The following is a 12,602-nucleotide window of genomic DNA, read 5'->3' as shown; positions in this document are numbered from 1 at the left end:
ATGATTTCGGTACAGCGTGAGGACTTCGACCCGGCCGCGGAATACCGTGCCCTTCGCGACAGCGGCGCCGGTACCGGAGCCATTGCCACGTTCACCGGCCTGGTTCGGGACAGCGGCGACCTGCAAGGCGTAACGGGACTGTTTCTCGAGCACTACCCGGGCATGACCGAGCAGGTGATTCAGGGCCTGATTGACCAGGCCTCCGAACGCTGGGATGTACGCAAGGCCCGGGTGATCCATCGGGTGGGCCGCCTGGCCCTGGCCGATCAGATCGTCTTCGTTGGTGTGTGCAGCGCGCACCGGGGCGATGCCTTTGCCGCCTGCGAATTCATCATGGACGCCCTGAAGACCTCCGCGCCCTTCTGGAAGAAGGAAATCACCGGCGATTCCGAGCACTGGGTCGAGCAGAAGGAGTCCGATCTCGACCGGTCCCGGGGCTGGCAGTAACCCCACCGCCCCGCAAACCCGCCAGCAGGCCGGAAACAGGCACAAAAAAACCGTCCGTGAACTCGGTTCAGGGACGGTTTTTTCAGCCTGACGACAATTCAGAGGTTGCTGTCGAGGAAGGCTGCCAGCTGGGACTTGGAGAGCGCGCCGACCTTGGTGGCGTCCACATTGCCGTTCTTGAACAGCATCAGGGTCGGAATGCCACGGATGTTGAACTTCGGCGGAGTCTGCTCGTTTTCGTCAATGTTGAGCTTGCACACCTTCAGCTTGCCGTCGTATTCATCGGCAATCTCTTCAAGCACCGGCGCAATCATTTTGCAGGGGCCACACCACTCGGCCCAATAGTCCACCAGTACCGGAACATCAGACTGGAGTACGTCCTGCTCAAAAGACGCATCGGTTACATTTACGATATTTCCGCTCATTACCTTTTCCTGATTCGTGCACCCCTGGGAATTCACCGGACCGCTCCAATGGAGCTGAAACCGGCGCAGGTGCTGTTGACTGTCGCTGAAAACCGTTCCGGACGTCCGGGCGGCTTTCACCCAAATCACGGTAGCCATTACTTTACGCGATTGATCAGCCGGATGTGAAGCAGTAGATCTTTCTCAGTCGGGGTAACACCGTCCCGGAGTAGCCAAATCGCTCAACCACCGGTTGCTGACAGGCCTGAGGGATTTCGCTTATAGTACCGGGCAAGTTCACCTCAAAAGGATTTCGACCACGTGACGGCCGCATCCACCGCCGACAATGCCGTTTCCCCGCCGGAGGTGCTCGCGGCCATCGATATGGGCTCGAACAGCTTCCACATGGTGGTTGCCCGGCTGGTGCATGGTGAAATCCGCACGCTCGAGAAAATGGGGGAGAAGGTCCAGCTCGGCGCCGGTCTCGACCCGAACAACCGCCTGACTGAAGACGCCCAGGAGCGGGCACTGGCCTGCCTCGGCCGGTTCGCCCAGCGGCTCAAAGGCATGCCGCCGGAGGCGGTGCAGATCGTCGGCACCAATGCCCTGAGAGTGGCCCGTAACGCCCACCAGTTCATGAACCGCGCGGAAGAAGTACTGGGTTACCCGGTGGAGATCATTGCCGGTCGCGAAGAGGCTCGACTGATTTACCTGGGCGTGGCTCACACCCTCTCGGACGACTCCGGTCGCCGGCTGGTCATCGATATTGGTGGCGGGAGCACGGAATTCATTATCGGCCAGCGCTTTGAACCCCTGGAGCTGGAAAGCCTCCACATGGGCTGCGTGTCGTTCCGCAACCGCTATTTTGCCGATGGCAAGATTACCCGCCGGCAGATGGACCGTGCCGTGACCCACGCCGAGCAGGAAATGCTCAACATCCGGCAGCACTACCGGAACGTTGGCTGGCAAAGCACCGTGGGCTCCTCCGGCTCCATCAAGGCCATTGCCAACGTGCTGGCCAATCTCAAGATTACCGACGGAACCATCACCCTCACCGCCATGCAGGAACTTCGCAAACGGCTGGTGGACATGGGCAAGACCGAGCGTCTGGGGGATCTGGGCGTGCGAGCTGATCGCCAGAGCATTTTCCCCGCCGGTTTCGCCATCCTGATGGGCGCCTTCCAGTCCCTGGGCATCTCCGAGATGGCCTTTGCTGACGGCGCACTGCGAGAAGGCCTGCTGTACGACATTGCCGGGCGGATTCAGCACGAGGACGTTCGGGAGCGCACGATCTCGGCCTTGCAGGAGCGCTACCATGTGGATCAGGAACACGGTGCCGCGGTGGAACAGACCGCCATCGCGGCCTGGAGGCAGGTGGCCCGCGACTGGGGATTGAACACCCCGGCGGACGAGGAAGTGCTGCGCTGGGCCTGCCGGCTGCACGAGATCGGGCTGACCATTTCCCATAGCCAGTACCACAAACACGGCGCCTACCTGCTGCGTTACTCGGACCTGCCCGGCTTTACCCAGCAGTTCCAGAAAGATCTGGCGACCCTGGTACGCGGCCACCGGCGCAAATTCAGCCCGGCCATTTTCGAGGGTGTCGAACCCGAGGACATTCCCAGACTCCGCTACCTGTGCGTTCTGGTGCGCCTGGCGGTGCTGTTGCAGCACCCCCGGAACCTGGAGGCACCGCCGGAATTCACGCTGACGGCCAAGCAGGACGCCCTGGCCCTGACCTTCCCCGATGGCTGGCTGGACGACCGCCCCCTGACCCTGGCCGATCTGGAAAACGAACGCGACTACCTCGCCAAACAGGACTTTACCCTGGAGCTGAACGGGGGCTGACCCAGCCCCCTCTCCCGGCCAGCCTCAGCTGGCCAGCTCGGCCTCCATGGATTCCACCGTTTCACTGACCTCAAGCCACTGCATTTCCACTTCTTCCAGGCGGGTATTGGCGGCCGCCTGCTCTGCCAGCAACTCCTTCAGGCGCCCTTTGCCGCTGTCTTCATAAAGAGACGTGTCGGCCAGGGCTTCCTCCAGTCCGGCGAGGGTTTTCTGCAGCTTGTCCATTTCCGCCTCCAGGGCGGTCTGCTGCTTGCGATAAGGGCTCAGCTTCTGGCGCAGGGCCGCCTCGGCACGCTTTCTGGCCTTGCGGTCTTCGGCGCTCTCAGCCGTATTTTCGCCGGCGGCCTGGCCGGAACTCGCCACGGCATTGGAGCCGGTACCATCCGCAGGCGTCCGTCTGGGCGCCTCGGTCTCATCCTTTCGCCGGTCGGCCAGCCAGCGCTCATAGTCTTCGAGGTCGCCCTGGTATTCTGTCACCCGGCCCTCGTTCACCAGCCAGAATTCGTCGACAGTATTGCGCAACAGGTGGCGGTCGTGGGAGACCACAACAATGGCACCTTCGAAATTCTGCAACGCCATGGTCAGGGCCTGGCGCATTTCCAGGTCGAGATGGTTGGTAGGCTCGTCCAGCAGCAACAGGTTGGGACGCTGCCAGGCAATGGTCGCCAGGGCCACCCGGGCCTTCTCGCCACCGGAAAACGACCGGATCGGGCTCAGGGCTTCATCGCCGTGGAAATCAAACCCGCCCAGGAAGTTGCGGATGCTCTGTTCCGAGGCTTTTGGGGTCAGACGCTGCAGGTGCAAGAAAGGACTGGCGTCCAGATCCAGGGATTCCAGCTGGTGCTGGGCGAAATAGCCGATGGCGAGGTGCTCACCACAGGTCCGCTCTCCAGCCAGCAGGGTAGCCTGCCCCCGAAGGGCGTCCATCAGGGTGGACTTGCCGGCGCCATTGGGTCCGAGCAGACCAATGCGACTGCCGGGCAACAGCGTCAGGTTGATGCCATCAAGCACGGTGGTCTGACCATGACCGGCCCGGCCGTTACGAATCGACAGCAACGGATTGGAGACCTTTTCGGCCACCGGAAACTCGAAACTGAACGGCGAATCGATATGGGCCGGCGCAATCCGCTCCATTCGCTCGAGTGCCTTGACCCGGCTCTGGGCCTGGCGGGCCTTGGTGGCCTTGGCCTTGAACCGGTCGATAAAACGCTGGATTTCCGCAATCCGGGCCTGCTGGCGCTCGTAGCCCGCCTGTTGCTGGGCCAGCCGTTCACTTCGCTGCCCTTCAAACGCGGAGTAGTTACCGGTGTACAGCTCGAGTTTTCGGCGATCGAAATGCACCACATGAGTTGCCACCCGGTCCATGAAATCCCGGTCGTGGGATATGAACAGCAGTGTTCCCGTGTAGCGACGCAGCCAGTTCTCCAGCCAGAGACAGGCATCCAGGTCCAGATGGTTGGTCGGCTCATCCAGCAGCAACAGATCCGAAGGACGCATCAGCGCCTGCGCCAGATTCAGCCGAATCCGCCAACCACCGGAAAACGCCGATACCGGTCGATCAGCGTCAGTATCCGAGAATCCCAGACCGCGCAACAAGGCCTCGGCACGCCGGCCTGCCGACCAGGCTTCGTGGACATCGAGCTCGCCATGGATTCGAGCAATGGCATGGTCGTCACCGGCGGACTCGGCCGCAGCCAGCGCCCGCTCCAGCCTGCGCAGGTCGATGTCCCCATCCAGCACGAAATCGCGAGCGCTACGGCCCGACGCTTCGACCTCCTGCGCCATGTGGGCAATCCGGCAGCCGCCAGGCAGCGAGGCACTGCCCTGCTCGGCGCTGAGCTGGCCCAACAAGAGCTGGAACAGGCTGGATTTTCCGGCACCATTGGCACCCACAATGGCAACGCGCTGGCCCGGCTGGATGGTCAGGTTGACGGATTCTAGCAACCAGACGCCACCACGTTGTAAACTGAGATCGGTTATCGTTAACATGGTTTAACTTTTTCAACGTATGTAATCAGGTAAGGCTCAGCGCTTATGTCGAGCAGCTCGGCGACAGCCCCGGATCCATCGACTATGCCGCTGGAAGTACCGGTTGACCTGGAGGCCGACAATCCGCTCTGGCAGTTTGCCCTCATGCTCTGGCAGCAACCAAAGGTGGAAGCCAGTTGCCTGGCCTTGCAGGCCCAGGGGTGGAGTGTTACCCGACTTCTGTGCGCCGCCTGGCTGTCGGTTCGAGGCAGAGCCTTCACCGGCGCCGAGGACGCTACGGTAACAGAGTGGCGTCGCCGTGTAACCGGCGCTCTGCGCTCTGCCCGGAAAACGTTGCCGAACGACCTGGTGCCGTATCATAAGCTTCGCTCCGGCCTTGCCGCGCTGGAGCTGGAAGCTGAACAGATTGAACTGGCTCTGGCGTGGAAAACGCTCATGAGCGACAACCCGGACCATGCTGATATGCAGGGAAGCGACACACTGATCCGAACCAATCTCGCTGCGGCGGCGCCTGCCTCACACGTTGAACAACGCGCGCTTCCGCTGATCCATACACTGGCCGGTGCTCTGGCCCAACTTTCCATGGGAGACCACAAGCCATGATGATGAGATGGCTCATACGGCTCTCGTTTCCGGCCCTCGGTTTACTGCTGTTACTGATTTTCTTCGGCCTCAGCGATCCCGGGCAACTGTCAGAACCGGTGGCAAGCGAGGAACAACCGGAGATCCCCGCCTTCGAGGGGCTGGTCCCGTCTCCCGTCCCGACCGATGGCCCGGAAATCGTGTTCAAGTGGCAGGATACGGACGGCAACTGGCACTATGCCGATCAGCCACCGGCGCAGGGTCCCTGGAACACCCTGGCAATCGAGAGGCGCGACAAGGTCTTCCCGCCCAGTCGCTCTCCCGAGCCCGAGACTGACTGGCGGTCCCCCTACAATGCTCCGTTCTCGCTGGGACCACCATCCGCAGGTAGTAACGGCAGCTAGACCGACACGTCGGTTTGGTTAACACATGTTCAGTGGCATCTCGGCACAGAACCCGTTACCTTCTCCGTTCTGATCAACACTTCACGGGGCGCCGCCCCGTATACCGACGTTAGATAAGGAAGATGCAATGAAGAAGATTCTCCTTGCAGTGGCGGTGACCGGCCTGATGGCAGGCTGCTCCACGCCTCCGGAAGCTCCCGAGCAACCCAAGCTGGACACCACCGACCAGAAGGTGAGTTACGGCATGGGCCTGGTACTGGGCGAGCGCATGAGCAATGACCTTCCGGAACTGCAGATGGACCAGTTCCTCCAGGGTATCCAGCATGGCCATTCCGACGACGACAAGGTCCGGCGGATGAGCCGTGAGGAAATTCAGCAGGCGCTGATGGCCTACCAGCAGGAGATGCAGCAGGAACAGGCCAAGCAGATGGAAGAACTCGCCCAGAAAAACAAGGAAGCCGGCGAGGCATTCCTGGCGGAGAACGCAGAGCGCGAAGGCGTGAAGACCACTGAGTCCGGCCTCCAGTACGAGGTTCTGGAAGCAGGCGAAGGCGAGAAGCCCTCCGAGACCGATACCGTTGAGGTGCACTACACCGGCGAATTGCTGTCTGGAGAAGTCTTCGACAGCTCCCGAGAGCGGGGCGAACCGGTCACCTTTGCACTGAACCAGGTGATTCCGGGCTGGACCGAAGGCCTTCAGCTGATGAGCGAAGGCGCCCGCTACAAGCTCTACATTCCCGCAGAGCTGGCCTATGGCCCGGGCGGCAACCGCTCCATCGGGCCGAACGAAACCCTGGTCTTCGACGTGGAGCTGCTGGATATCAATCCGGGCGCCGAAGAGTAAGCACCCTTCAGGGCCAGGCGGCAACCGCCCGGCCATGAAAAAACCCCGGTCAGCCAGGCTGTACCGGGGTTTTTTATGTCAGCGGCCAGTCAGGCGGATGCCACCTTGCCAGCATGGGCGTTGTGGAGGTGCTCAATCAGGAAATCTTCCATCTCGAAACGGCTTTCAAGAGTCTCACCCAGCTTCGACAGCTCGCTGAACAGTTCGCGGACCTCCGCCTCAGTGAGTTCCCGACCGTCCAGTCGGTCATTGAAGTTGAGCGCCACTTCGGTGGTCTCCTGAATCCGTGGGTACAGTTTACCCGCCAGCTCCAGCCCCCCGTCGTTGAACTCACGGGCTTCACGAACCAGTTGTTCGTAGATCTCGAAGTGTCCAGTGGAGACATAATCCACCAGCACCTCACACAGGCGCACGAACTTCTCTTTCAGCGCTTCTGTCTGTGAGAAGTCATTCTCGCCGGACAGTTCACAATACTGGACCAGCAGCTCCTGGCGTTCCTTGAGCCAGCGATCAATCAGATCGCTGACGCCACCCCAACGCTCCCTGGCATTCCGGCAATTCTCCAACATGACGCCTGTTCTCCACTCACTGTTCCGATGCTTTTCGCGGTTTCGATTTGCTTCAGGTTTTGATCAAGTTACCCCATGGTCGCTGTCAACCGCAACCGTTTCAGCCGCGGATCCATTCCCGGGGTTTTTGCCGACGAAACAGCAGAACCAGCCCGGTAATTACCAGCAGGCTGAAGAACACTGCCGTCCATCCGGGAATGCTCAGCCCCAGGAAACGCCAGACCACTTCCGCGCAGTCGCCGGTCCCCCGCAGCGCCGTCGAGAGCACTTCAAACCAGGGCAGAACCTCCAGCATGTAGTCCACAGAAGGTCCACAGGCGGGCACCTGATCGGCCGGCAGGCTCTGCAGCCACAGCTGCCGACCGGCGACGCCCAGCCCGGCGCCGGCAGTGATCGCCAGCAGCAGTCCGTAGATCCGGACACCGAACCCGGTGGGACCCTGAAGCAACGCGAGAAAACTGACCAATCCGGCTCCCATGAAGCCGAAACGCTGAAGCCAGCACAGCGGACAGGGCTCAAGACCCATGACATGCTCCATGTAGAAGGCCACACCCAGCAACGCCGCACACAGGAGGAAGATGAAACCGAAAACCCATCTGCTGGTCAAAAGAATACCCCTGATCTTTAATGGAAACTGCAACCCCGCGCCGGTCCTGTTATGCTCCGGATTACCGGCGATGTTTGTATCTGGTCTGCCACTTAACCCTAAACCACGAACAACTTCAAGCTTATGACACACCAGCCAAAATCCGTTCTGATGATCCTGTTCATGCTGTTTGCCATGGCGTCCTCACCGGCTTTTTCCCAGGAGGAAGAAGCTGCGGAAGAGGAAGCGGTCGAAGAGGGGGGCGTCACCGATTACATTGGAATGGAACCGGCCTTCGTGACCCACGTGGGCACGCCGGGCAATAAGCCTACCTACCTGAAAGCAGCCGTGAGTCTGAGAGCAGGCAGCACCTCAACCCGACCCGCAGTTGAGGCCCACATGCCACGCCTGCGGCATGAACTGGTGATGCTTTTCGGCGAGCAGACCGATGTTGATCGGCTGACTTCTCTGGAAGGGCAACAGGCCCTGCGGGAGGAGGCAACACGCCGGATCAACGCGGTTCTGGAAGAACAGCAGACCGGAGAGCAGATTGTCGGCGTTCTGTTTACAGAATTCGTGGTGCAGAAATAGGTCAATACCGGAAACCGGCTCAGGCAATCCGGGAGAACAGATCGTCGCCGGGGTCGCTCTGGGCCCTGGTCGCCTGTTCGGCATCGTCCCAACCCGCTTCCCACGCGGCAATCACCACTTCTCCCCGGTAGGGGCAACGGCTTTTGTCCATACCCATGGAGGCGGCCATGTATCCCTGCCGGTAGGCCTTGTTCAGTGCCTCCACGTCCCAGCCCAGTCTGATATCCCGTGCCATGGTACTCTCCCCCGATCCTTGTGTTACAGAAATTAACAGTCTGCTCAGGGGGTGACAAATCTTTGTTCTTGTTCTGTGCGGCAGGTCCACACCGGACCGAGACCCGGTTACGGAGAGCGCATCAGGAACGAAGATACTTCGCCAGGAAATCACCAAACGGCAGGGTGTCTGACTGCTCCATCTCGCGCTGCTCCTCCAGGGACGACGATGTCATCGCCTCGAAAGCCCGCAGGGTTTCGGGATCCAGGCCCTCCTGCTTCAGCTGCCTCTGGTGCTGGAGTGCCATCTCCATGACCCAGTCCCGGTGCCCCAGCCCCGATGAACGCATGGTCTCCAGGACCCGGGCCGAAGTCACGTTCGCATCGCCATCAAGCACCCCGCGCTGAGCGGCCAGGGCCTCGCGGTAGGTGCTGGCACCCTGCCAGCTGTCGAGCAGCTCCGCCAGCGGCTCCAGCTGCCCGAGGAGCTCGGTGGCGGCGTCAGTAACCCGGGTTCGCTGCCCGCCGCGGCACAGTGTCAACTCCCGATAGCGACCGTTGGCCACCACATCCTTGTAATTGTCATCCAGGCGCTCGCATTCGGCATCGCCAATGCGAGGCGAATCCGACAGCAGGCAATCGAGCAGGAACAGGTCGAGGAAATCGATCTGGGCCTGGTTCACGCCCACCGGCGAGAATGGGTCCAGATCCAGGCATCGGACTTCGATGTACTCCACGCCGCGGGCCTCCAGCGCCTGGATCGGCTTTTCTTCCCGCTGCGTGGTGCGCTTGGGGCGAACCGCACTGTAGTACTCGTTCTCGATCTGCAGCACGCTGGTGTTGATCTGGATGAACTCATCGCCACGGCGGGTACCGATGGCCTCATAGGCGGGCCAGGTGGTGTGGATAGCTCGGTCCAGGGTCTGCGTGTAGGTGCTCAGTTCGTTGAAGCAAATGTTCAGGGAGGCCTGGGCGTTGTTGTGGTAGCCCAGATCGCCCATGCGCAGGGAGGTGGCGTATTCGCCATACCAGGTGCGCTCATCAAACCGCGCCAGCTCGTGGCTGACGCCTTCCACAAAACTGGCGTCCAGAGCCGGCGAGGCACCGAACAGTAGCATCAGCAGCCAGCTGCGCCGGCGGAAGTTGCGAATCAGCCAGAAATACTGGTCGGATTTGAAGTCCTTGAGACTCTGCTCGTTACCGAGCAGGGCCTGCCATTTCTGCCAGAAGCTGTCAGGGAAGGAGACATTGTAGTGGGCGCCGGCAATGCTCTGCATCATGCGCCCGTAACGAACCGCGAGCCCCTGCCGGTACACATGCTTGAGCCGACCGATGTTGGAGCTGCCGTATTCGGCAATGGGAATGCTTGGGTCTCCGTTGAGCTCACAGGGCATGCTCGCAGGCCAGAACACCTCGTCGCCAAGGTTCTGCTGCACAAACACATGGATATCCTTAAGGGATTTCAGCATGGCCTGGGTGTTGTCGAACACCGGAGTGATCAGCTCGAGCAGGGCTTCCGAGTAGTCAGTGGTGATACGTGGGTGGGTCAGTGCCGAACCCAGCGCCTCCGGGTGGGGCGTTTGGGCGATAAAGCCATTGCGGTCCACCCGCAGCCCCTCTTTTTCCACACCCTTGAGAAACCCGTCCCAGTCGCTGGCCGCGAACTGGCGGAAAACGGAATGGCGGGATTCAGCCATGGTTGACTCCTGCTGCGGCCGGTGGCGGATTGTTCAGCCACCGGCCCGTGAAAATAGTGTAAACCCGTTAACGGCGGTCCTTGCGTGCCGAGGCCAGCGCCTGAGCCAGAGCACCGGCCATGGCGCCCTGGGGCGATTTCTGCCCCGAACTCGCCGTGCCCGTGTTCCTGCTTCCACCCTTGCGACCGGCCCCGGCTCGGTTGGCGGACATCGGCTTGCCTTCGTTCTTTTCGCCGGGCTGGTCATCCATACGCATGCTCAGGGCAATCCGCTTGCGGGGAATGTCCACGTCCATGACCTTTACCTTGACGATATCCCCCGCCTTGACCACTTCCCTCGGATCTTTCACAAAAGTGTGGGACAGAGCCGAGATATGCACCAGCCCATCCTGGTGAACGCCAATATCCACAAAGGCACCGAAGTTGGTCACGTTCGTGACCGAGCCTTCCAGCACCATGCCTGGCTTCAGGTCGCTCAGGGTTTCCACGCCTTCCTCGAAACTGGCAAAGCGGAACTCCGGGCGCGGATCCCTGCCAGGTTTCTCCAGTTCCGAGATAATGTCCTTGATCGTTGGCAAACCGAACTGTTCTGTTACGTAATCCTGAGGATTCAGACCACGCAGGAACGCAGAATCACCAATAATGTCGTCCACCTTGCGATTGTTGCGCTTGGCGATGGCTTCCACCACACCGTAGGCCTCGGGGTGCACGGAGGAGCGGTCCAGCGGGTTCTCGCCGCCGGCAATGCGCAGAAAGCCCGCCGCCTGTTCGAAGGTGCGGTCGCCCAGGCGGGTAACCTTGAGCAACTGCTTGCGGTTGCGGAACAGCCCGTTCTGGTTGCGGTACTCGATGATGTTCTGGGCGATGGTCTGGTTCAGACCGGACACCCGCGCCAGCAGAGGGGCAGAGGCGGTGTTCAGGTCGACGCCCACGCCGTTTACACAGTCTTCCACCACCGCGTCCAGGCTGCGGGACAACTGCACCTGGGAGACATCGTGCTGGTACTGCCCCACCCCGATGGACTTGGGCTCGATTTTCACCAGCTCTGCCAATGGATCCTGCAGACGCCGGGCAATCGAGACGGCGCCGCGGATGGTCACATCCAGATCCGGCAGTTCCCGGGAGGCAAATTCTGAGGCGGAGTACACCGACGCGCCGGATTCGCTGACCACGATCCGCGCCAGCTTGAGCTCCGGGTAGCGCTTGCACAGGTCGGCCACCAGCTTTTCGGTTTCCCGTGAGGCCGTGCCGTTGCCAATGGCCACCAGTTCGATCTTGTATTCCCGGCACCAGACCGCCAGTTGCTCGATGGAGCGGTCCCACTGATTCTGGGGCGCGTGCGGGAAGATGGCGCCGTGGCCCTGAACCTGGCCGGTGCCGTCTATCACCGCGACCTTGACGCCGGTGCGCAACCCCGGGTCCAGGCCCAGGGTGGGGCGCGGGCCAGCCGGTGCCAGCAGCAGGAGATCTTTGAGGTTGGCGGCAAACACGTTGATGGCCTCGGTTTCCGCGGCCTCGCGCACCTGCGCCATCAAATCGGTCTCGATCTGGGTGGAGAGTTTCACGCGCCAGGTCCAGCGCACCACCTCTGACAGCCATTTGTCAGCGGCGCGACCGTTGTCCCGGATATTCCAACGCGCGGCGATACGCTGTTCGGCAGGGTGTGGCGCACGGCGGTCGTCCTCACCATCGCCGACCACAATCGAGTAGGCCAGGATGCCCTCATTACGCCCCCGCAGGATGGCCAGGGCCCGGTGCGAAGGCACTTTTTTCAGGGGTTCGATGTGGTCAAAGTAATCCCGGAACTTGGCGCCCTCGTTCTCCTTGCCTTCCACCACCGTCACCTTGAGCTGTCCGTCCTGCCAGATGAAATCCCGCAAGCTGCCCAGCAGTTCGGCATCCTCCGCAAAACGCTCCATCAGGATATAGCGGGCGCCATCGAGGGCGGCCTTGGTGTCGTCCACGCCGGCCTCCTTGTTGACATAGGCTTCGGCAGTGGCTTCGGGATCCAGGGTCGGGTCGTCGTAGAGCGCGTCCGCCAGGGGCTCCAGGCCGGCTTCCCGGGCAATCTGGGCCTTGGTGCGCCGCTTGGGCTTGTAGGGCAGGTACAGATCTTCCAGGCGGTTCTTGGTGTCGGCCTCGTTGATGCTGGCCTTGAGCTCATCGGTCAGTTTGCCCTGTTCCTCAATGCTCTTGAGGATGGTGGCCCGGCGATCGTCCAGCTCCCGCAGGTAGCGCAGGCGCTCTTCCAGGTTCCGCAACTGGCTGTCATCCAGTGAGCCGGTGATCTCTTTCCGGTACCGGGCGATGAACGGAACGGTGGCGCCTTCATCCAGCAGCGCGACAGTGGCGTTGACCTGCTGTTCGCGAATTCCGAGTTCGTCGGCGATGCGCCTGGAGATACTGTTCATGAAACCTCTGTTCTTGAT

At 61.3% G+C, this 12,602-nt stretch carries 13 protein-coding genes; 6 read left to right on the top strand and 7 right to left on the bottom strand.

Annotated elements, in window-relative coordinates; translation table 11 throughout:
* Positions 1 to 447, top strand: a complete 447-nt coding sequence (locus tag BM344_RS12365) for a molybdenum cofactor biosynthesis protein MoaE (protein ID WP_091990279.1) — start codon at positions 1 to 3, stop codon at positions 445 to 447.
* A 98-nt stretch (positions 448 to 545) separates the two neighbouring features.
* Here the strand turns inward: BM344_RS12365 and trxA are convergent, their stop codons facing one another.
* A complete protein-coding gene (gene trxA / locus BM344_RS12360) occupies positions 546 to 872 on the bottom strand; it encodes a thioredoxin TrxA (protein ID WP_008169901.1) in 327 nt (108 codons plus the stop codon).
* 300 nt (positions 873 to 1,172) lie between these two features.
* Between trxA and ppx the strand changes: the two genes are divergently transcribed.
* Positions 1,173 to 2,699, top strand: coding sequence for an exopolyphosphatase (gene ppx / locus BM344_RS12355; protein WP_091990276.1), 1,527 nt, complete (start codon positions 1,173 to 1,175; stop codon positions 2,697 to 2,699).
* Between the two features lie 24 nt (positions 2,700 to 2,723).
* Here ppx and BM344_RS12350 read toward each other — a convergent pair whose 3' ends face one another.
* On the bottom strand, positions 2,724 to 4,688 hold the full coding sequence (locus BM344_RS12350) for an ATP-binding cassette domain-containing protein (RefSeq protein ID WP_091990273.1): 1,965 nt from the start codon (positions 4,686 to 4,688) through the stop codon (positions 2,724 to 2,726).
* 84 nt (positions 4,689 to 4,772) lie between these two features.
* Here BM344_RS12350 and BM344_RS12345 point away from each other — a divergent pair, with 84 nt between their 5' ends.
* The 3 genes from BM344_RS12345 to BM344_RS12335 all read left to right on the top strand — a co-directional run bounded on the left by BM344_RS12345 (position 4,773) and on the right by BM344_RS12335 (position 6,518).
* Positions 4,773 to 5,291 carry a TIGR02444 family protein gene (locus tag BM344_RS12345; protein ID WP_228143615.1) on the top strand — a complete coding sequence of 173 codons (519 nt, stop codon included), beginning with the start codon at positions 4,773 to 4,775 and terminating at the stop codon, positions 5,289 to 5,291.
* A complete protein-coding gene (locus BM344_RS12340) occupies positions 5,288 to 5,674 on the top strand; it encodes a DUF4124 domain-containing protein (RefSeq protein ID WP_091990268.1) in 387 nt (128 codons plus the stop codon). The genes BM344_RS12345 and BM344_RS12340 overlap by 4 nt, the downstream gene beginning before the upstream one ends.
* A 127-nt stretch (positions 5,675 to 5,801) precedes the next feature.
* On the top strand, positions 5,802 to 6,518 hold the full coding sequence (locus BM344_RS12335; protein WP_091990265.1) for an FKBP-type peptidyl-prolyl cis-trans isomerase: 717 nt from the start codon (positions 5,802 to 5,804) through the stop codon (positions 6,516 to 6,518).
* Positions 6,519 to 6,607: 89 nt separating this feature from the next.
* Here the strand turns inward: BM344_RS12335 and rsd are convergent, their stop codons facing one another.
* Both rsd and BM344_RS12325 read right to left on the bottom strand, forming a co-directional pair.
* On the bottom strand, positions 6,608 to 7,087 hold the full coding sequence (rsd, locus tag BM344_RS12330; RefSeq protein ID WP_091990262.1) for a sigma D regulator: 480 nt from the start codon (positions 7,085 to 7,087) through the stop codon (positions 6,608 to 6,610).
* 100 nt (positions 7,088 to 7,187) lie between these two features.
* Positions 7,188 to 7,694, bottom strand: coding sequence for a disulfide bond formation protein B (locus BM344_RS12325; protein ID WP_208603397.1), 507 nt, complete (start codon positions 7,692 to 7,694; stop codon positions 7,188 to 7,190).
* Positions 7,695 to 7,817: 123 nt separating this feature from the next.
* On the opposite strand from BM344_RS12325, the gene BM344_RS12320 reads away from it, so the two are divergent.
* Positions 7,818 to 8,264: a flagellar basal body-associated FliL family protein gene (locus BM344_RS12320; RefSeq protein ID WP_091990255.1), complete on the top strand. Its 447-nt coding sequence runs from the start codon at positions 7,818 to 7,820 to the stop codon at positions 8,262 to 8,264.
* A gap of 19 nt (positions 8,265 to 8,283) precedes the next feature.
* Here BM344_RS12320 and rmf read toward each other — a convergent pair whose 3' ends face one another.
* From rmf to BM344_RS12305, 3 genes are all read right to left on the bottom strand, one after another.
* A complete protein-coding gene (gene rmf / locus BM344_RS12315; protein ID WP_091990252.1) occupies positions 8,284 to 8,499 on the bottom strand; it encodes a ribosome modulation factor in 216 nt (71 codons plus the stop codon).
* A 121-nt stretch (positions 8,500 to 8,620) separates the two neighbouring features.
* Positions 8,621 to 10,174: a glutamate--cysteine ligase gene (gshA, locus tag BM344_RS12310; protein ID WP_091990249.1), complete on the bottom strand. Its 1,554-nt coding sequence runs from the start codon at positions 10,172 to 10,174 to the stop codon at positions 8,621 to 8,623.
* Between the two features lie 67 nt (positions 10,175 to 10,241).
* Positions 10,242 to 12,584 (bottom strand): Tex family protein, encoded by a 2,343-nt coding sequence (locus tag BM344_RS12305; protein WP_091990246.1) that lies wholly within the window; start codon positions 12,582 to 12,584, stop codon positions 10,242 to 10,244.
* Positions 12,585 to 12,602 lie beyond the last annotated feature (18 nt).

Source organism: Marinobacter gudaonensis (assembly GCF_900115175.1).
In the GTDB taxonomy this organism is placed as follows: Bacteria; Pseudomonadota; Gammaproteobacteria; order Pseudomonadales; family Oleiphilaceae; genus Marinobacter; species Marinobacter gudaonensis.
This window is presented reverse-complemented; position numbering and strand designations above follow the sequence as displayed.

Excerpts from the sequence above, each read along its gene's own strand:
- BM344_RS12305 (WP_091990246.1), bottom strand. The coding sequence starts at position 12,584 with ATGAACAGTATCTCCAGGCGCATCGCCGACGAACTCGGAATTCGCGAA.
- BM344_RS12340 (WP_091990268.1), top strand. The coding sequence starts at position 5,288 with ATGATGATGAGATGGCTCATACGGCTCTCGTTTCCGGCCCTCGGTTTA.
- rmf (WP_091990252.1), bottom strand. The coding sequence starts at position 8,499 with ATGGCACGGGATATCAGACTGGGCTGGGACGTGGAGGCACTGAACAAG.
- BM344_RS12335 (WP_091990265.1), top strand. The coding sequence starts at position 5,802 with ATGAAGAAGATTCTCCTTGCAGTGGCGGTGACCGGCCTGATGGCAGGC.
- BM344_RS12320 (WP_091990255.1), top strand. The coding sequence starts at position 7,818 with ATGACACACCAGCCAAAATCCGTTCTGATGATCCTGTTCATGCTGTTT.
- rsd (WP_091990262.1), bottom strand. The coding sequence starts at position 7,087 with ATGTTGGAGAATTGCCGGAATGCCAGGGAGCGTTGGGGTGGCGTCAGC.
- gshA (WP_091990249.1), bottom strand. The coding sequence starts at position 10,174 with ATGGCTGAATCCCGCCATTCCGTTTTCCGCCAGTTCGCGGCCAGCGAC.
- BM344_RS12345 (WP_228143615.1), top strand. The coding sequence starts at position 4,773 with ATGCCGCTGGAAGTACCGGTTGACCTGGAGGCCGACAATCCGCTCTGG.
- BM344_RS12365 (WP_091990279.1), top strand. The coding sequence starts at position 1 with ATGATTTCGGTACAGCGTGAGGACTTCGACCCGGCCGCGGAATACCGT.
- BM344_RS12350 (WP_091990273.1), bottom strand. The coding sequence starts at position 4,688 with ATGTTAACGATAACCGATCTCAGTTTACAACGTGGTGGCGTCTGGTTG.
- trxA (WP_008169901.1), bottom strand. The coding sequence starts at position 872 with ATGAGCGGAAATATCGTAAATGTAACCGATGCGTCTTTTGAGCAGGAC.